Here is a 17,643-nt window from a genome sequence, read left to right on the forward strand (position 1 = left end):
CCTTTTCCAATCTAATTCTTCAATTTTTATTACATGATAATTAATTGTGTTTAAGATTTGTTGCTAAAAAATAATTAAATTTAATAGTGATATTTAATATCACTCTATTTGAATCTATTAAATAAAGAGATTATAAGAAGTAATGAGAAATGTGCCATTTCATCAATTAAGTTGAAATGACACAAATTTTTAGGATGCAATAAGTAATTAATTCTAAATTAAGCTAGTAAACTTTTGATAAAATCTGTAATCTCAGGATCTTGACTGTTTTCAAATAAACATTTTTGGAAACGTTCGCCTCTGATTGCATCTTTAAGTAATGATTGATCAATCGATTTCAAGGCTTCAATTAAACTTTTTCCAGCTGCATTTTTCATATCATTTAAAATTACGGCATTAGCATTTTGAGATTCGCGACGCTCAGGCGGATAACCTAACCCTTTTTCGCCATCGAATGCTTTTTCAAAAATATAACGAGCATTCAGTTCTGCGCCCCAACCAAAGCCTTTAGCAAAAGCAAGCGATAAAGCATTACCATTATTCACTTGTGCAAATAAGTAAGCATCAGTAGGCTCAATACAATAACCACAGTTAACACCTGGAAATGCATTTAATGCCATTAATGCGCCTTGTCCCGTTCCACAGCCTGTGATAACAAAATCAACAGCTTTGCTGTTTAATAAAATAGCGCTAATAATACCTAAATGAACATAAGTTAATTTTTTATCGTTGTCGCCATCCATACCAACATTAAAAACCGTATGTCCATGTTTCTCAGTTGCGTTTTTTAATTCATTTAAAATAATTGGATTTTTAGCTGCTTGGCTAAATTCGTTCATTAGTGCTATTTTCATAATTTCCCTCTATTTTGATTGAGATAATAACTTATTACATAACAAAGTGTTGTAATTGGTTATTAGTACATTTTACTTTCATTATAAACTTGAAAAAAAATATATCAATTTTTTTAAGTAAAATAAAACGATGTTTTAATAAATTTATTGCAATGTGATGAAAGTCACAAAATCATCAATCTTTTTATATTACTATATTTATAAATGAATATCTTTTAAACATTTGTGTATTTCTATTCAGGGAGTTTATATGGCTAAGGGGAATATCGTAAAGCTATCATATTCATCATTTACTGATGAAGATTCAAAAAATGAAATTATTCGGTTAACACCAGAAGGTATTTTATGCCATCGCAATTATTTCTATCAAAAGTGCTTTACTAATGATGGCCAAAAGCTACTTTTTGCTGGTGAGTTTGATACTAATCGTAACTATTATTTACTTGATATTGAAAACCAAACAGCAAAACAACTAACCGAAGGGCCTGGTGATAATACCTTTGGTGGTTTTTTATCGCCAGATGATAAATTTTTATACTATGTAAAAAACGAACGCAATTTACAACAAGTTAATCTTGAAACTTTAGAAGAAAAAAATGTTTATACTGTACCCGATGAATGGGTAGGTTATGGTACATGGGTTGCCAATAGTGATTGTAATGAAATTGTCGGTATTGAAATTGATAAAAAAGATTGGACACCACTTACCGACTGGACAATATTTAAAGCATTTTATGATAAAAATCCACACTGCCGTTTAATCAAGATTGATATTGAAACGGGTGTAGCTAAAACAGTAATTGATCAAAATGTATGGTTAGGGCATCCAATTTTTAGACCTTTTGATGATAATACTATCGCATTTTGCCATGAAGGACCTCATGATTTAGTTGATGCAAGAATTTGGTTGGTCGATCGTGATGGTAAAAATGAACGAAAAGCCCATGATAATTTACCTGGTGAGAGTTGTACTCATGAATTTTGGGTTCCAGATGGATCAGGACTTGCTTATGTGTCTTATATGAAAGGACAACAAGAACGATATATCCGTCTTTATAATCCTGTGACGAATGAAGATAAAGAAATTATGGAGATGCCAGCTTGTTCACACTTAATGAGTAATTTTGATGGTACGCTGTATATTGGAGATGGAACTGGCAGCCCAGTTGACGTAATTGATACCAGTGGTTACAAAATTGAAAATGATCCATGGCTTTATATTTTAGCACCTAAAACAAAAACAGCACATAAATTGGTTAAGCATAATAGTACATGGCGAGTTTTAGATGGTGATCGTCAAGTGACTCATCCTCATCCATCATTTTCACCTGATAATAAATACGTTTTATACTCATGTGATGCACAAGATGAACCCGCACTTTATTTAACCAAAGTGCCAGCTAACATATTAGAAGAAATGTGATAGACCCTTTTTGTCTATCATAACGATAACGGAGAATATAATTATGTCGATTTTAAATAAATTTTCACTCACCAATAAAATAGCGCTGGTAACGGGTGCGTCTTATGGCATCGGTTTTGAGATAGCAAAATCATTAGCGAGTGCTGGAGCGAAAATCGTATTTAATGATGTGGTACCTGAAAATTTACAAAAAGGCCTTGATGCTTATAAAGAGGCTGGTATTGATGCACATGGCTATCTATTTGATATTACAGATGAAGCGGTTGTTGAAAAATCCATTGCCCAAATTGAAAAAGAACATGGTGTGATTGATATTTTAGTGAATAATGCTGGCATTATTCAACGCAAATCAATGCTTGAAACAAGTGCTGCTGATTATCGAAAAATTATTGATATCGACCTTACCGGTCAATTTATTATGGCAAAAGCGGTTCTTCCTTCAATGATCAAAAAAGGCAGTGGTAAAATTATTAACATCTGTTCAATGATGAGTGAGCTTGGCCGTGAAACGGTTGTTGGTTATGCCTCCGCTAAAGGTGGTTTAAAAATGTTAACTAAAAACATCTGTTCTGAATTTGGTCATGCCAATATTCAATGTAATGGTATTGGTCCGGGTTATATTGCCACGCCTCAAACTGCACCATTACGTGAAAAACAAGCAGATGGTTCTCGTCACCCATTTGATCAGTTTATTATTGCTAAAACACCTGCAGGACGATGGGGTACTCCTGATGATTTAGCCGGTGCAGCCGTATTTTTAGCATCTGAAGCTTCAAATTTTGTCAACGGTCATATTCTTTATGTTGATGGTGGTATTTTGGCTTATATTGGTAAACAACCTTAATTAAATAAGCTTAAAAATTAGTTAATTTAAGAGATAATAAAATAAAGATATATTTTTATTATCTCTTGTTTATTTTATGAATTTAGGAGTGATGTCATGTTTTGTTTTAATTCGGATATTGAATTAATTGATTTAGGAAATGGCGTTAAACGTAAAGTTTTAGCGCATGATGGTAATATGATGGCGGTTGAAGTTCATTTTGAAACAGGCGCTATTGGTGCAATGCATCATCATCCACACGAACAACTCACTTATGTTTTATCGGGTGAATTCGAATTTACTATTGGTGATGAAACCAAAATTGTTCGTACTGGCGATACGTTATATAAAAAGCCTAATATTGAGCATGGTTGCGTTTGCAAACAAGCGGGTGTGTTGCTTGATATGTTTACTCCGCAGAGATTAGATTTTTTATAAAATAGCTAGTAACGACTCATTATTAATTATGATATACTTTCGATAGTTTTTATTTGTTCTAGTTGATCGTTTAATAATAGAATAATGACTAATTTTTAGTAAGGAGATGTGCTAATAATGAATGATAGCTCACCAGAATCGGTTGCTTCGGTTTTAAAAGTTTTCGGAATTTTAGAAGCTTTATCTGAATCTAAAGACATCGCTATATCAGAATTATCGCAAAAAGTAATGATGCCAAAAAGCACAGCTTATCGATTTTTACAAACCATGAAATCATTAGGTTATGTTAATCAAGAAGAAGATTCAGATAAATATTCTCTTAATTTGAAATTACTTGATTTAGGTAACCGTGTGCTTTATCACCAAAACTTTTTAGCTATTGCTGATTTAGAGATGAGAAAGTTAAGGGATAAAACAAAAGAAACGATTCATTTAGCCGTTCGTGAAGGTGACCAAATTATCTACATTAATAAAGTGGCATCAGAACAATATAGTCTGTGTTTAACGTCTAAAATAGGTAATCAAGCGACGGTGCATGCTAGTGGATTAGGTAAAGTGTTATTAGCTTGGTTAGATGATGAAAGCAAAAAAAGCTTAGTTGATAGTATAGATTTTGTTCAATACACACCTAAAACTATTACAAGTAAAGAGGCATTTTTTGCTGAACTTGATGAAGTTAAACGTTTAGGCTACGGCAAAGATGATGAAGAATCTGAGCTTGGTTTACGTTGTTTTGCGGTACCCATTTATAATCGTTTAGGCAATATTATTGCTGCCTTAAGTCTATCAACCTCAATTTTTAGATGCAGTACTGAGGAAGATGAAGCTAAACTAGTGAGTGAAATTAGTCAAGCTGCAGCAAAAATATCTGAATTAATTGGTTATAATAAGCAGTCAAAATCATCAGATTAACGATAATTATTGATAAATAACCCCTAAACTTACTGCTTGGCTTGCTCCTGTTACTTCTGGAATATTTGATGGAAGATTATTGATTTTACAATAAGCAAGCCAAGCAAAAGCAATCGCTTCCATATCATCACCATTTATGCCTTTTGTATCTGTTGTTAATACTGTCCATGACGGAAGCAATCGAGATAAACGCGCCATAAGAAGAGGGTTTTTTGCGCCACCTCCACAGACTAACAGCTCACAAGATAATCTATTTTCTATCGGTAATTTCTTTATTTCATTGGAAATAGATAAAGCTGTCAACTCAACTAAAGTTGCTTGGATATCGTGCGCAGCTAAATTGAAGCCTGCTAATTTATTGTGTAACCAAGGTAAATTAAATAGTTCTCGACCCGTACTTTTAGGTGCAGGCATTTGAAAATAATTTTCCTTATAAAGATAATCTAATAAATCTTGGTTAATGTTCCCCGTTTTTGCCCATAATCCATCTTGATCATAGTTTTTACCTAACTGCTCTTTGATCCATCCATCGAGTAATACATTACCAGGACCTGTGTCATAACCTATTACAGGGTATTGAGGTATTAAAACAGTGATATTACTTATTCCTCCAATATTAAGTATCACACGATTGATATGTGGATCTTGTAATACTGCTTTATGAAAAGCCGGCACCAGTGGTGCACCTTGACCACCATAAGCCATATCTTTACGGCGAAAATCTGCAATAGTGGTTATGCCTGTTTTGGCTGCAATAATATTGGCATCTCCAATTTGCATGGTAAACGGATTTGCGCCACTTGGTGCATGGTAAATGGTTTGCCCATGACATCCAATAGCTGTAATTTGGTGTTTTTTTATCTGATTATCTTTTAAAAATTGATTTATACTATCAGCAAAAAGCTGCCCAAGTATGTGATCAATTTCACCTAAATTTTGCAATGAAGTTTGTTTGGTTTCGCATAACGTCAGTAGAAGTTGTTTTAAATGGGCTGGCATTGGATAACAATCACTAGCGATTGATGTAACTTTTTTTTCTGTTATATTCACTAAAGCAATATCAATACCATCCATACTGGTACCAGACATTACACCAATATATAAATTTTGCATAATGTTATCCTTGTCGAATGATTTTACCCGTTCTTATGTCTCTAATTTCAGAAGGTTGTAAGCGATGGCCGGTTTCACCGTTTAATACAGGAAAATCGTCCCCAAATTGTCTTTTGACTTCCAAAACAGTTCGACAGGGATTATGACCTGAAAGATTAGCACTTGATGAAACGAGTGGTTTACCAAATAGATCACAAAGCTGACAAACTAAAGGATGATCAGTGACTCGCACCGCGATAGAATCAAATTTACCCGTTAAAAAATAGGGCGTTGTTCTATTTTTGGGAAAAATCCAAGTGACTGGTCCGGGCCAGCTCGTAAATGCTAACTGCTTTTGTTCTTTATTAAGGGATGAATCATCAATATAAGGGAGTAATTGTTGATAATGACTTGCAATTAAAATTAGCCCTTTATCAATTGAGCGCTGCTTTAACTTTAGTAGGGTTAGTACAGCAGCTTCACTGTTAGGATCACAACCTAATCCAAAAACCGCTTCGGTCGGGTAAGCAATAACATCACCCTTTTTTAAACGATCATTACATTCTGATAGTGTTAATAAATTTGTCATTAAGATTTAAATGTTAATTAAAACGATTGAAAATTATATTAAACCTAGGGATTTAGATTTGCAAATTAGCTGAGATTAATTTAAAACATCACAATTATCGATAATAAAACACAATGATTAAGAATTAAAACTGACAGTTTGGGCTGGTTTACAAATAACCTTATTATTGCCAATTCATTTGTGGGTAATTGATTGCTGTTAATTCAACTGCTTGCTGCATATTGATAATTTTGACTCTTGGATCAATAAATGGCTGTAAACCACGTGCTTGAATATCATTATCAATAATGTAGCAATGTGCAGTTTTCTTGATAATTTCATCCAATAATGGATTATCTTGTAGCGCAATAATCACACCGTTTTGCCAAAATAAAACGGCATCTTGTTGCGATATTAATTGTGTATCTACGATTGATTGGTTAGCGGTTGAAATAGTATGTAACATAATTCTCACTTTTTATACTGAAACGTATAGTTAACCTGAAACTTTTTGACAGAAAAGCAAGTTAATCTTGTTTGGTACATCTTTAATGGTTATTAGTATATAATAAGGACTATTTATTGAGCAAAGAATTCATCATGAAACCTATTATTTTAGCCGATGAGCAAGCAACTATTTCATTGGGTGGCAAACTTGCTAAGCAATGTTTAAACTATTTATCCACACATGATGATACGATAGTTATCTATTTAATGGGTGACCTTGGTGCAGGTAAAACCACATTTAGTCGTGGATTTTTACAACAATTAGGTCATATAGGTAATGTCAAAAGTCCAACATATACTTTAGTTGAACCTTATCAGTTTAGTGATTTCTCTGTTTATCATTTTGATTTATACAGGTTAATTGATTCTGAAGAACTTGAGTTTATGGGTATTCGTGAATATTTTTCTTCGCGTTCGATCTGTTTAGTTGAATGGCCTGAACAAGCACAAGGTATATTACCAAGTGCTGATCTCGAAATTCATTTGGCTTATTTAGCCTGTGAGCGAACGGCTTGTGTGCAAGCAAAAAGCGAAAAGGGTCGAACTATTATTAATCTTTAACAATAAACATTAACGGTAAAAGATCATGAAAAAATTACTTACTTTCTTAATGTTATTAGTGTTTTGTAGTTCAGCTTATGCAACTAAAGTAGTGATCGCCGTTGATGCAGGGCATGGTGGTAAAGATTCTGGTGCAATAGGTCAAAGTAATTTATATGAAAAGACTGTTACGTTTTCAATTGCCAAAAAATTGACTAATTTGTTAAATAAAGATCCTAGTTTTAAAGGAGTATTAACCCGGAGCAGTGATACTTTTATCTCGGTTCCCCAGCGTTCAGACATTGCTCGAAAAAATAAAGCTAATTTATTAGTTTCAATTCATGCTGATGCAGCGCCAAATCGTAATGCAACTGGCGCATCAGTTTGGGTTTTATCGACCAAACGAGCCGATACTGAGCTTGGTCGATGGCTTGAACAAGATGAAAAAAAATCTCAATTATTAGGCGGGGCTGGTGATGTTCTCGCTGACGATAATAATCGTCACTTAAATCAAGCGGTGTTAGATTTACAATTTTCTTATTCTCAGCGAGTAGGTTATGAATTAGCAACGCAAGTTTTAAAATCAATCAAAAGTGTAACTAATCTTCATAAAAATCTGCCGGAACATGCAAGTTTAGGTGTTTTACGTTCACCTGATATCCCATCGATTTTAATTGAAGTTGGTTTTATTTCTAACCAAGAAGAAGAGCGTCTGTTAAGCAGTAATGCCCATCAAGATAAGATTGCTAAAGCCATTTATCAAGGTATAAAAAACTACGTAAAACAGAACCCTAAATTTGGAGAACAACATTAATGGCAATCCACATTCTATCTCCCCAATTAGCAAATCAAATTGCAGCAGGTGAGGTAGTAGAGCGCCCCGCATCGGTTATTAAAGAATTAGTTGAAAACAGCCTTGATGCGGGCAGTACTCAAATTGATATAGATCTTGAGCAAGGCGGCTGTAAATTAATTCGTATTCGTGATAATGGTTGTGGAATTAATAAAGATGAATTAGCCCTTGCTTTAGCTCGTCATGCAACCAGTAAAATCAGTACGTTAGATGATTTAGATGCAATTATTAGTCTTGGATTTCGTGGCGAGGCATTAGCAAGTATTAGTTCTGTTTCTAGATTAACATTAACATCGAGAACCGCTGAACAGTCTGAAGCATGGCAAGTTTATGCGGAAGGTCGAGATATGACGCCAACTATTAAACCAGCGGCTCATCCCATTGGCTCAACAGTTGAAGTTCTTGACCTATTTTATAATACTCCAGCAAGGCGCCGTTTTTTAAAAACAGAAAAAACCGAATTTATGCATATCGAGGAATTTGTACGTCGCATTGCACTGGCTCGTCCTGATGTCTCTTTTAATTTGCAACATAACGGTAAATTGGTTAAACAGTATCGAGCATCAAAATTAGAAAAAAGGGTGGAATTAGTTTGCGGCCGAGCGTTTATGCAAAAAGCGGTAAAACTGGATTGGCAACACGATGATTTAGTGATTCAAGGCTGGGTTACTAGTAGTGAAAGTAGCGAACTGCAATACTTTTATGTTAATGGTCGTGTCATAAAAGACAAATTGCTCAATCATGCATTGCGACAAGCTTACAATAGCCGTACTCATGAACAACAGAGTTATGTTGTATTTTTACAAATTGATCCTAAGCAAGTCGATGTTAATGTACATCCAGCAAAACACGAAGTTCGTTTCCATGAAGCGAGATTAGTACATGATTTTGTTTATCAAGCAATTGTCATGGCACTTGAATCAAATCAACAGCTCGCATATAACGAAAAAATGGTAATGGCTCCAAATCGACAAGCTGCTGGTGAAAACATCTTTAATCAAAAAATCGAAACTGAGCAGAAAAATTATCCAACAATTGGCTCGTTACCTAAAAAACCAATTAATCATATTAAAGAAAATGCAATTTATGGTCAGTTAGTCGAAACGAAACCAAAAGTTGAATTAGAAAAAACTCAGCCACAATCCTTTCAATCGACAGAAGATAAGGATGCAATAACCGCACCACAACAGGCAGTTATTGAGGCACTATTTCCTAAACGAAATGTGCCATTACAATCATTACAACAGCAACTTGACAGTTCATCGTTAGTGCAATTTGGCCGAGTATTAACGGTCATTCAATCTGATGTGGCATTGCTTGAAAAGTATGAAGATAATCAGCAAAAATTAATGTTGATGAAATTACCGGTTGCCCAACAAAAAGTAACGGCAATTAAATTATTATCTCAAGAATCTGAAAAATTATTAATTCCTTTAACGATATTAATTGATCATAAAGAACAGCAAGTTTTTACGAGTTATCAAAAACAATTAAATTTTTTAGGTTTTGATTTTTATGTAGATAAAGCAAAATTACATTTACAAAGTGTGCCAAAAATGTTGCGGACTATGAATTGGCAACAAATCTTGCCAGCATTAATTAGTTTTTTATCAGAATCAGAACAAGTAGTATTAGATCCAACACAAATAGCTAATTGGTTAGCCAATCAATATGATGACGGCCATGCAGTATGTTGGAGCGTAGCGAAAGTGATTCAGTTATTAGCTCAGTTAGAACAGATAGATATTAATCTGTTACAGCAACAAACATTTTTATATCCAGTTAATATACAATTATTTACTCAATCGATTTTATCATGAACAAACCAAAAATTATTTCTTTAATGGGGCCGACTGCATCTGGTAAAACGGCATTTGCTATGGCTCTTTATGAGCGTTATCCTATTGATATTATAAGTGTTGATTCAGCGCTCATTTATCGTGGCATGGATATTGGAACAGCAAAACCAACAAAAGCAGAGCTACAGAAATATCCACATAAATTGATTGATATTTGCGATCCTGCACAAAGCTATTCGGCAGCTAATTTTCGGCATGATGCGATTGTCGAAATCGAAAAGACTCTAAGTAAAGGACGCATTCCATTGTTAGTCGGTGGCACCATGTTATATTTTAAAGCGTTAATTGAGGGGTTGTCACCGCTTCCTGTTGCTAACACGGAAATACGTAAACAAATAGAGGAAAAAGCCAATAAAATGGGGTGGCAAGCGATTCATGAAGAATTGCAAAAAGTTGATCCAGTATCGGCTGAGCGTATCCATCCTAATGATCCACAGCGCCTAAATCGTGCTTTGGAAGTTTATCTTATTACTGGTAAAAGTTTAACTGAGCTAACCCAAGAAAGTGGTGAAGCTTTGCCATATGATGTTATGCAATTTGCTATCATGCCAGATGATAGGGCTGAACTTCATCAGCGTATTGAGCAGCGTTTTTTACAGATGTTAGATCAAGGTTTTGAAAATGAGGTCAAGACGCTTATGCAACGATCTGATTTACATTTAAACTTACCCTCTATACGCTGTGTTGGTTATCGCCAAATGTGGGAATACTTAAATGGAGATACCAGTTATGATGAAATGGTATTCAAAGGAATTTGCGCGACTCGTCAATTAGCAAAACGGCAAATTACCTGGCTTCGTGGTTGGAAGCAGCCTATAACGTGGTTAAATAAAAATAATATGGAAAATATTTTCAATCATCTCTTTTAATTTCAAATAGATATTTTTGTTGCTTATTCCTTGGTCTTTTTATTTATTGATAGTTTATTTAGTTTTGTTAAAATATTTTAAGTTAATGAGGCGGTTTCGTATATTTTTTTGTCTAGTTAATGTAAATTTATTAAAATTTTAGTTATTTGTGCATAAATTGCTATTGATCGGTTCAAGTGCCGTCTTTTTTATGTTATTTTGGTATTTACTTACGTAAATATTCTATAATTGCAATTACAGTAGATATTTATTTTTGAAAATATAATTTCAATCTTCATATTATTTCATTTTAAAGGATAATCTCATGTCAAAAGGGCAGTCATTACAAGATCCTTATTTGAATTTGCTTCGTCGCGAGCATATTCCTGTATCAATTTATTTGGTTAATGGTATTAAATTACAAGGTCAAATCGAATCATTCGATCAATTTGTTATATTACTAAAAAATACTGTAAGCCAAATGGTTTATAAACATGCTATCTCAACAGTTGTACCATCAAGATCAATTTCTGGATTAGTATCTCAGCCAGAAGAGGAAAATGGAAACTGATTAAATCAGCGGAGAATCTGATTGTTTGAGCGATATAAGGGCGGAGAATCTGCCTTATTAGTCCATGTTTTCCTTCCTCAAGAAAGCGATATCGAGGATCTAAAAGAGTTTGAAGTATTGGTTACTTCTGCTCAAATAGAGATTCTCGATATTGTGACAACATCAAGAAAAACCCCTCAAGCCAAATATTTTATTGGTGAGGGTAAAGCCCTAGAAATTGCAGAAAAAGTTAAAGAACTACAAGCTTCAGTTATTTTAGTTAATCATACATTGACGCCTACTCAAGAACGGAATCTAGAAAAACTATGTGAATGTCGCGTTGTTGATCGAACAGGTTTGATTTTAGATATTTTTGCTCAACGAGCAAGAACGCATGAAGGTAAATTACAAGTTGAATTAGCACAATTGCAATATTTATCTACTCGTTTAGTTCGCGGATGGACACATTTAGAACGACAAAAAGGTGGTATTGGTTTACGAGGACCAGGTGAAACACAGTTAGAAACCGATAGACGATTGATTCGTAATAGAATTCAATTAATTTTATCAAGATTGGCTAAAGTAGAAAAACAGCGTAATCAAAATCGTCAATCAAGAAATAAAGCCGATTTATCTACAGCATCTTTAGTTGGATATACCAATGCAGGTAAATCAACACTATTTAATATTCTAACGAATGCCGATGTTTATGCGGCTGATCAGTTATTTGCTACACTTGATCCTACCTTAAGAAGGATTACAGTCGATGATGTAGGCGAAGTTGTATTGGCTGATACAGTAGGTTTTATTCGTCACTTACCTCATGATCTGATTGCGGCTTTTAAAGCAACATTGTTAGAAACGCAAGAAGCCGCTTTATTGCTGCATGTTATAGATGCGGCGGATCCTAATATGTTGGATAATATACATGCAGTAGAAGAAGTACTATTTGAAATTGATGCACATGATATTCCAACATTGTTAGTAATGAATAAAATTGATTTAATTGAAGGTAGACAGCCAAGTATTGATCGTGATGAAGAAGGAGTCCCAATTCGTGTTTGGATTTCTGCTCAAAATGGTTTAGGATTAGATATCTTATTTATAGCATTAAAAGAAAGGCTTGCTAAACAGATTCAAGTTTGCCAGTTGAATTTACCAGCTCATTTGGCAAAACTCAGAAGTCGTTTTTATCAGTTAAATGCAGTAGAACGTGAATTTATTAATGATGATGGTAGTTTTCGACTAGATGTGAGAATGCCTTCTATTGAATGGAATCGTCTCTGTAAACAGGAGCCAGATCTGTTATACTTAATTAATACGCAAAATAACAACTAATCGTTAAATGGAGCATATAAAATATGGCGTGGAATCAGCCCGGAAATAACGGACAAGATAACGATCCATGGGGAAGTAACAACAAAAAACCTTCCAATTCAACAAATGATATATTGGATAAAATTAAAGATTTTCTAAAAAAAGGTAATTTAGGCAATAACAATGGTGGTTCATCAAAAACTAAATTACCGATGAGTCCGTCAAAAATTATTGCTATAGCATTTATTGCTATAATTTTTATCTGGGGTCTAAGTGGGTTTTATACCATTAATCAAAGTCAGAGAGGCGTTATTACCCGCTTTGGTCAAGTTCAACCTGAAATTGTTCAACCAGGACTAAATTGGAAACCTACCTTAATCGATAAAGTCTATGTTGTTGACACCCAAGGTACTCGAAATTTCAATGTTCAAGGCTTTATTGTTACTACAGGTGAAAACCTTGTCTTTGTTGAGATGAATGTACAGTATCGTATCAGCAACCCATTAAAATATTTATTCAATGTTACTAATGTTGAAGATAGCCTACGCCAAGCTGCAGATAGTGCACTTCGAACCGCTGTGGGTAGCTCTAATATTGATGCTATCATTTCCGATGGTCGTTCAATTCTTGAAAGTAGCACCAGAGATGAACTCGTTAATGTAATAACCCATTATGATATGGGAATTAATATTGTTGATTTAAACTTCCAAGTGGCTCGTCCACCGGATGAGGTTCAAGATGCTTATGATGATGCAATTCGTGCTCAGGGCGATAGTGAACGTGAAATCAAACAAGCAGAAGCTGATAAAGTCCAATTAGTTCAGCAAGCTGAAGGTAAATCGGCAAGAATTTTAGCTGATGCTAATGCCTATAAAGTTCGAGTAGAACTTGAAGCGGCAGGTGATGTTGCACGTTTTGAACAAATTTTACCGCAATATAAAGCAGCTCCTGAAATAACTAAAGAGCGTTTATATATTGAAACGATGGAAAAAATATTAGAGAAAACGAATAAAGTCATCGTTAGTGATAAAAGCGGTAATTTAATGGTGTTACCATTAGAACAATTATTAAAAAATAAAAGCGAAAAAGTATCTACACCAACTGTAAATCAAAATAGTGACTATAATTTTAATATGCCAAGTTCTTCTGAAGCGATAAAAAGTATACCTCAAACAGCAAGTGAATCACAAAAAAGTGCCACAACAAGTAACAGTAGTTCTACTGGTAACACAGCAAGAACTATGCGAACTATGGGACAATAATAAGGAGAAAGATGAATATGCGTAAATTATTGATTCCTGTTGTTTTAATTTTAATTGGTATGTTCTTTTCCAGCGCTTATGTGATAGAAGAAGGGACACGTGGTGTTGTTTTAAGATTTAACAAAATTATTGGATTATCTAATCCAGGATTACATTTTAAAGTTCCGGGTATGGATAGCATCAAAGTTATTGATGCAAAAATTCAAACAACTAATAGTTCTAATAACAGCAAAGAACAACGATTTTTTAACGTACAAAAGAAAGAATTGATTGTTGATTATTTTGTTCAGTGGAAAATTGTTGATTTTAACCGTTATTATGAAACAGTTGCTGGTGGTAATAATGTTGAAGATTTACTTTTAGCGCGTTTAAATGGTCGCCTAAGAGCTGAAATCGGTAAATTAAGCAATAAAGACATTATTAATGATTCTAACGCTGATACTAAATCACGAAATTCTTTGATGATTCGAGTTAAGGATGCTTTAAATGGCAATCATCAGGACTCTGTTGACTCAGCACCAATTGACAAATTGGTTGCTGACACCCAAAAAGATCCTGAAAGCAATAAAACCAGCTTAAGAGCATTTGGTGTTGAAGTGATTGATGTGCGAATTAAACAGATTAACTTCCCTGCTGAGGTTTCTGGTTCCATTTATGCAAGAATGCGAGCAGAACGTGAAGTTATTGCACGTGATAAACGTTTTGAAGGTGTTAGAAAAGCTGAGGAAACAAGAGCAACAGCTACACTTGAAGCAACCAAAATATTATCAGAAGCAGAGCGTCAATCTCGTATTATCCGCGGTGAAGGTGATGCTAATGCGGCAAAACTATACGCTGATGCCTTTGGCAAAGATATGGCGTTTTTTAGTTTTATTCGTAGTTTAAAAGCGTATGAACAAAGCTTTACAGGCAATGATGTGATGGTCATTAGTCCGGATAGTGAGTTTTTCCAGTATATGAAATTGAAATCAAATAAATAACAGAATGAGTAAACAGTCTATGAGTAATAATGTTGTTGTGTTAGGTACACAATGGGGTGATGAAGGCAAAGGTAAAGTTGTCGATTTACTTACTGAAAAAGCAAAATATGTTGTTCGTTATCAAGGCGGACATAATGCAGGTCACACATTAGTTATTAATGGTGAAAAAACTGTACTACACTTAATTCCATCAGGAATTTTGCATAATAATGTTATTAGTATTATTGCTAATGGCGTAGTGCTTTGCCCTGATGCTTTAATGAAAGAGATGAAAGAACTTGAAACTAGAGGTATCCCCGTTAAAGAAAGACTACTCATCTCTGAATCGTGCCCATTAATTTTGCCTTATCATATTGCATTAGATCAAGCTCGAGAAAAAGCTCGTGGTAATAAAGCTATTGGTACTACCGGTCGCGGCATTGGACCTGCTTATGAAGATAAGGTTGCGCGTCGTGGACTTCGTGTCGGGGATTTACTTGATAGAGCGGTATTTGCTGAAAAATTAAAAGAAGTGATGGAATACCATAACTTTCAATTAGTTAATTACTATAAAGCCGATACTGTTGATTATCAGAAAGTTCTTGATGACACATTAGCGATTGCCGATACTTTAGTGTCTATGATTGCCGATATTCCTGCTCTTTTAGAAGATGCACGAAAAAAAGGCGAAAAAATTATGTTCGAAGGAGCGCAAGGTACATTACTTGATATTGATCATGGTACTTATCCTTACGTGACCTCTTCTAATACAACCGCGGGTGGAGTAGCAACTGGTTCTGGTTTTGGTCCTCGTTATGTTGGTTATGTATTAGGGATTGTTAAAGCCTACTCTACACGAGTTGGGGCAGGACCTTTCCCTACAGAATTATTCGATGAAACGGGTGAATACCTTTGTAAACAAGGGAATGAATTCGGTGCAACAACAGGTCGTCGTCGTCGTACTGGATGGTTAGATGCGGTTGCTGTTCGAAAAGCGGTACAACTTAATTCTGTTTCTGGATTTTGTCTAACAAAACTGGATGTACTCGATGGTCTTAAAGAAGTTAAAATTTGTGTAGGCTATCAATTACCAAATGGTGATGTAATAAAAAATGCACCAGCAGCAGCTGAAGATTGGAGTTTAGTAAAACCAGTTTATGAATCAATGCCTGGTTGGAGTGAATCAACATTTGGAATCAAGAGTTATGATGCACTACCACAAGCTGCAAAAGCCTATATCAAACGAATTGAAGAATTAACGGAAACACCAGTTGATATTATTTCAACAGGTCCGGATCGTAGTGAAACCATGATTTTACGAGATCCATATTCAGTATAATTTTAAATTAAGAAAAATCGGGATAATTATCCCGATTTTTTATTTTAAGCTAATTAACAAAGTATAATGATTAAACCTATAAGAGGATATTATGACAAAAATAGGGACACCATTATCACCTAGTGCAACAAAAGTTTTACTTTGTGGCGCTGGAGAACTAGCTAAAGAAGTTGTGATTGAATTACAACGATTAGGTTGTGAAGTTATTGCTGTTGATCGTTATGCTAATGCTCCTGCGATGCAAGTTGCACATCGTTATTATATAATCAATATGTTAGATGGTGATGAACTAAGAAACATCATTGAAACTGAAAAACCTGATTATATTGTTCCTGAAATAGAAGCAATAGCCACTGATACCTTAGTTGAGATGGAAAAAAAAGGTTTTACTGTAATCCCAACGGCCAAAGCCACTCAATTAACAATGAATCGTGAAGGCATACGTCGCCTTGCGGCTGAAAAATTAAAGTTACCGACTTCACCTTATCGTTTCGCTGCAAATAAAACAGAATTTAAACAAGCGATAACAGAGATCGGTTTTCCTTGTTTTGTCAAACCAATTATGAGTTCTTCTGGTAAAGGTCAATCATTATTACGAAGTGAAGTGGATATTGATTCCTCATGGACCTATGCTCAAGAAGGCGGTCGAGCTGGTGAGGGAAAAGTAATAATAGAAGGCTTTGTGGATTTTGATTACGAAATTACTTTACTTACTGTCAAACATATCAATGGTATTTCATTCTGTGAACCTATCGGTCATCGTCAAGAAAAAGGGGATTATCGAGAATCTTGGCAACCACAACAAATGTCTAATCAAGCCTTAAATCTAGCAAAAGAAATTGCAAGGAAAATAACTGATGCGCTAGGAGGACGAGGTTTATTTGGTGTAGAATTGTTTGTAAAAGGTGATCAAGTTTGGTTTAGTGAGGTTTCCCCTCGCCCACATGACACAGGTTTGGTGACATTAATATCTCAAAACTTGTCCGAATTTGCATTGCACGCCAGAGCTATATTGGGATTACCTATTCCTAATATTGAACAATACGGATCTGCAGCTTCAGCAGTGATTTTAGTAAATGGTTCTTCAAAACAAGTTACATTTGCTAATTTAGAAAAAGCATTACAAGAACCACATACAGATATACGTTTATTTGGTAAACCTGAAGTAGAGGGTGTAAGACGAATGGGAGTCGCATTGGCGAAAGCCGAAACGAATTCCGAAGCGGTAAATAAAGCAGTAAATGCAGTTAAACAACTCAAAATAACGCTATAACGCACTGTTTTGGATAAAAAGCAACCGATCAATCCAAAAATAACAAAATTTCTAAAATAGGGGTTGACGAGTGCAAGTGAAGTGAGTAACATACGCAACCCTTGAGACAGCAAACTAAATAACAAAACATTTAGTTAAATGAAAAAGCTGTCAGCTCTTTAAAAAGAAGAAACAGACAATCTGTGTGGGCACTTGCGAGACGAAAGATTAAAGTCTACGGACTAAA

Annotated in this window: 17 protein-coding genes and 1 pseudogene; 14 read left to right on the forward strand and 4 right to left on the reverse strand. The window is 34.7% G+C overall.

Annotated features, from left to right (window positions below; translation table 11 throughout):
• Positions 1 to 218 precede the first annotated feature (218 nt).
• The gene (locus tag H3S88_RS02465) at positions 219 to 854 is read right to left on the reverse strand and encodes an RpiB/LacA/LacB family sugar-phosphate isomerase (protein WP_065738144.1); all 636 of its coding nucleotides are present in this window, start codon (positions 852 to 854) and stop codon (positions 219 to 221) included.
• Between the two features lie 250 nt (positions 855 to 1,104).
• Between H3S88_RS02465 and H3S88_RS02470 the strand changes: the two genes are divergently transcribed.
• From H3S88_RS02470 to kdgR, 4 genes are all read left to right on the forward strand, one after another.
• The gene (locus tag H3S88_RS02470; RefSeq protein ID WP_086326199.1) at positions 1,105 to 2,277 is read left to right on the forward strand and encodes an oligogalacturonate lyase family protein; all 1,173 of its coding nucleotides are present in this window, start codon (positions 1,105 to 1,107) and stop codon (positions 2,275 to 2,277) included.
• A 49-nt stretch (positions 2,278 to 2,326) separates the two neighbouring features.
• A complete protein-coding gene (locus H3S88_RS02475; protein WP_065739115.1) occupies positions 2,327 to 3,121 on the forward strand; it encodes a gluconate 5-dehydrogenase in 795 nt (264 codons plus the stop codon).
• A 96-nt stretch (positions 3,122 to 3,217) separates the two neighbouring features.
• Positions 3,218 to 3,538: a cupin domain-containing protein gene (locus H3S88_RS02480; RefSeq protein WP_065601995.1), complete on the forward strand. Its 321-nt coding sequence runs from the start codon at positions 3,218 to 3,220 to the stop codon at positions 3,536 to 3,538.
• Between the two features lie 117 nt (positions 3,539 to 3,655).
• Positions 3,656 to 4,450 (forward strand): DNA-binding transcriptional regulator KdgR, encoded by a 795-nt coding sequence (gene kdgR, locus H3S88_RS02485; protein WP_086309374.1) that lies wholly within the window; start codon positions 3,656 to 3,658, stop codon positions 4,448 to 4,450.
• A 6-nt stretch (positions 4,451 to 4,456) separates the two neighbouring features.
• Here the strand turns inward: kdgR and H3S88_RS02490 are convergent, their stop codons facing one another.
• The 3 genes from H3S88_RS02490 to tusB form a co-directional block, all read right to left on the reverse strand.
• A complete protein-coding gene (locus tag H3S88_RS02490; RefSeq protein ID WP_144092586.1) occupies positions 4,457 to 5,563 on the reverse strand; it encodes an anhydro-N-acetylmuramic acid kinase in 1,107 nt (368 codons plus the stop codon).
• A 4-nt stretch (positions 5,564 to 5,567) separates the two neighbouring features.
• Positions 5,568 to 6,131 (reverse strand): L-threonylcarbamoyladenylate synthase type 1 TsaC, encoded by a 564-nt coding sequence (tsaC, locus tag H3S88_RS02495; RefSeq protein ID WP_144092584.1) that lies wholly within the window; start codon positions 6,129 to 6,131, stop codon positions 5,568 to 5,570.
• A gap of 163 nt (positions 6,132 to 6,294) precedes the next feature.
• Positions 6,295 to 6,576, reverse strand: a complete 282-nt coding sequence (gene tusB / locus H3S88_RS02500; RefSeq protein ID WP_086271722.1) for a sulfurtransferase complex subunit TusB — start codon at positions 6,574 to 6,576, stop codon at positions 6,295 to 6,297.
• Between the two features lie 134 nt (positions 6,577 to 6,710).
• Between tusB and tsaE the strand changes: the two genes are divergently transcribed.
• From tsaE to purT, 10 genes and pseudogenes are all read left to right on the forward strand, one after another.
• Positions 6,711 to 7,178: a tRNA (adenosine(37)-N6)-threonylcarbamoyltransferase complex ATPase subunit type 1 TsaE gene (tsaE, locus tag H3S88_RS02505; protein WP_065738149.1), complete on the forward strand. Its 468-nt coding sequence runs from the start codon at positions 6,711 to 6,713 to the stop codon at positions 7,176 to 7,178.
• A gap of 67 nt (positions 7,179 to 7,245) precedes the next feature.
• A pseudogene (locus H3S88_RS02510) lies at positions 7,246 to 7,950 on the forward strand (N-acetylmuramoyl-L-alanine amidase); the annotation flags it as partial.
• 20 nt (positions 7,951 to 7,970) lie between these two features.
• The gene (gene mutL / locus H3S88_RS02515) at positions 7,971 to 9,830 is read left to right on the forward strand and encodes a DNA mismatch repair endonuclease MutL (protein ID WP_198227453.1); all 1,860 of its coding nucleotides are present in this window, start codon (positions 7,971 to 7,973) and stop codon (positions 9,828 to 9,830) included.
• Positions 9,827 to 10,738 (forward strand): tRNA (adenosine(37)-N6)-dimethylallyltransferase MiaA, encoded by a 912-nt coding sequence (gene miaA, locus H3S88_RS02520; protein WP_086326193.1) that lies wholly within the window; start codon positions 9,827 to 9,829, stop codon positions 10,736 to 10,738. The genes mutL and miaA overlap by 4 nt, the downstream gene beginning before the upstream one ends.
• 304 nt (positions 10,739 to 11,042) lie before the next feature.
• Positions 11,043 to 11,288 carry an RNA chaperone Hfq gene (gene hfq, locus H3S88_RS02525; protein ID WP_065738153.1) on the forward strand — a complete coding sequence of 82 codons (246 nt, stop codon included), beginning with the start codon at positions 11,043 to 11,045 and terminating at the stop codon, positions 11,286 to 11,288.
• A gap of 21 nt (positions 11,289 to 11,309) precedes the next feature.
• Complete coding sequence (hflX, locus tag H3S88_RS02530) at positions 11,310 to 12,605, forward strand: ribosome rescue GTPase HflX (protein WP_198227455.1); 1,296 nt, start codon at positions 11,310 to 11,312, stop codon at positions 12,603 to 12,605.
• A gap of 23 nt (positions 12,606 to 12,628) precedes the next feature.
• The gene (gene hflK / locus H3S88_RS02535) at positions 12,629 to 13,846 is read left to right on the forward strand and encodes an FtsH protease activity modulator HflK (protein WP_086326191.1); all 1,218 of its coding nucleotides are present in this window, start codon (positions 12,629 to 12,631) and stop codon (positions 13,844 to 13,846) included.
• Positions 13,847 to 13,863: 17 nt separating this feature from the next.
• Positions 13,864 to 14,826: a protease modulator HflC gene (gene hflC / locus H3S88_RS02540; protein WP_198227482.1), complete on the forward strand. Its 963-nt coding sequence runs from the start codon at positions 13,864 to 13,866 to the stop codon at positions 14,824 to 14,826.
• A 19-nt stretch (positions 14,827 to 14,845) separates the two neighbouring features.
• Positions 14,846 to 16,144, forward strand: a complete 1,299-nt coding sequence (locus tag H3S88_RS02545) for an adenylosuccinate synthase (RefSeq protein WP_198227457.1) — start codon at positions 14,846 to 14,848, stop codon at positions 16,142 to 16,144.
• Positions 16,145 to 16,235: 91 nt separating this feature from the next.
• Entirely contained in the window at positions 16,236 to 17,417 is a 1,182-nt protein-coding gene (gene purT / locus H3S88_RS02550) for a formate-dependent phosphoribosylglycinamide formyltransferase (RefSeq protein ID WP_198227459.1), read from the forward strand.
• Positions 17,418 to 17,643 lie beyond the last annotated feature (226 nt).

Source organism: Gilliamella sp. B14448G11 (assembly GCF_016101765.1).
GTDB lineage: Bacteria > Pseudomonadota > Gammaproteobacteria > Enterobacterales > Orbaceae > Gilliamella > Gilliamella apicola_N.

Coding starts and splice junctions, on each gene's coding strand:
- H3S88_RS02465 (WP_065738144.1), bottom strand. CDS start 854: ATGAAAATAGCACTAATGAACGAATTTAGCCAAGCAGCTAAAAATCCA.
- H3S88_RS02470 (WP_086326199.1), top strand. CDS start 1,105: ATGGCTAAGGGGAATATCGTAAAGCTATCATATTCATCATTTACTGAT.
- H3S88_RS02480 (WP_065601995.1), top strand. CDS start 3,218: ATGTTTTGTTTTAATTCGGATATTGAATTAATTGATTTAGGAAATGGC.
- kdgR (WP_086309374.1), top strand. CDS start 3,656: ATGAATGATAGCTCACCAGAATCGGTTGCTTCGGTTTTAAAAGTTTTC.
- H3S88_RS02490 (WP_144092586.1), bottom strand. CDS start 5,563: ATGCAAAATTTATATATTGGTGTAATGTCTGGTACCAGTATGGATGGT.
- tsaC (WP_144092584.1), bottom strand. CDS start 6,131: ATGACAAATTTATTAACACTATCAGAATGTAATGATCGTTTAAAAAAG.
- tusB (WP_086271722.1), bottom strand. CDS start 6,576: ATGTTACATACTATTTCAACCGCTAACCAATCAATCGTAGATACACAA.
- tsaE (WP_065738149.1), top strand. CDS start 6,711: ATGAAACCTATTATTTTAGCCGATGAGCAAGCAACTATTTCATTGGGT.
- mutL (WP_198227453.1), top strand. CDS start 7,971: ATGGCAATCCACATTCTATCTCCCCAATTAGCAAATCAAATTGCAGCA.
- miaA (WP_086326193.1), top strand. CDS start 9,827: ATGAACAAACCAAAAATTATTTCTTTAATGGGGCCGACTGCATCTGGT.
- hfq (WP_065738153.1), top strand. CDS start 11,043: ATGTCAAAAGGGCAGTCATTACAAGATCCTTATTTGAATTTGCTTCGT.
- hflK (WP_086326191.1), top strand. CDS start 12,629: ATGGCGTGGAATCAGCCCGGAAATAACGGACAAGATAACGATCCATGG.
- hflC (WP_198227482.1), top strand. CDS start 13,864: ATGCGTAAATTATTGATTCCTGTTGTTTTAATTTTAATTGGTATGTTC.
- H3S88_RS02545 (WP_198227457.1), top strand. CDS start 14,846: ATGAGTAATAATGTTGTTGTGTTAGGTACACAATGGGGTGATGAAGGC.
- purT (WP_198227459.1), top strand. CDS start 16,236: ATGACAAAAATAGGGACACCATTATCACCTAGTGCAACAAAAGTTTTA.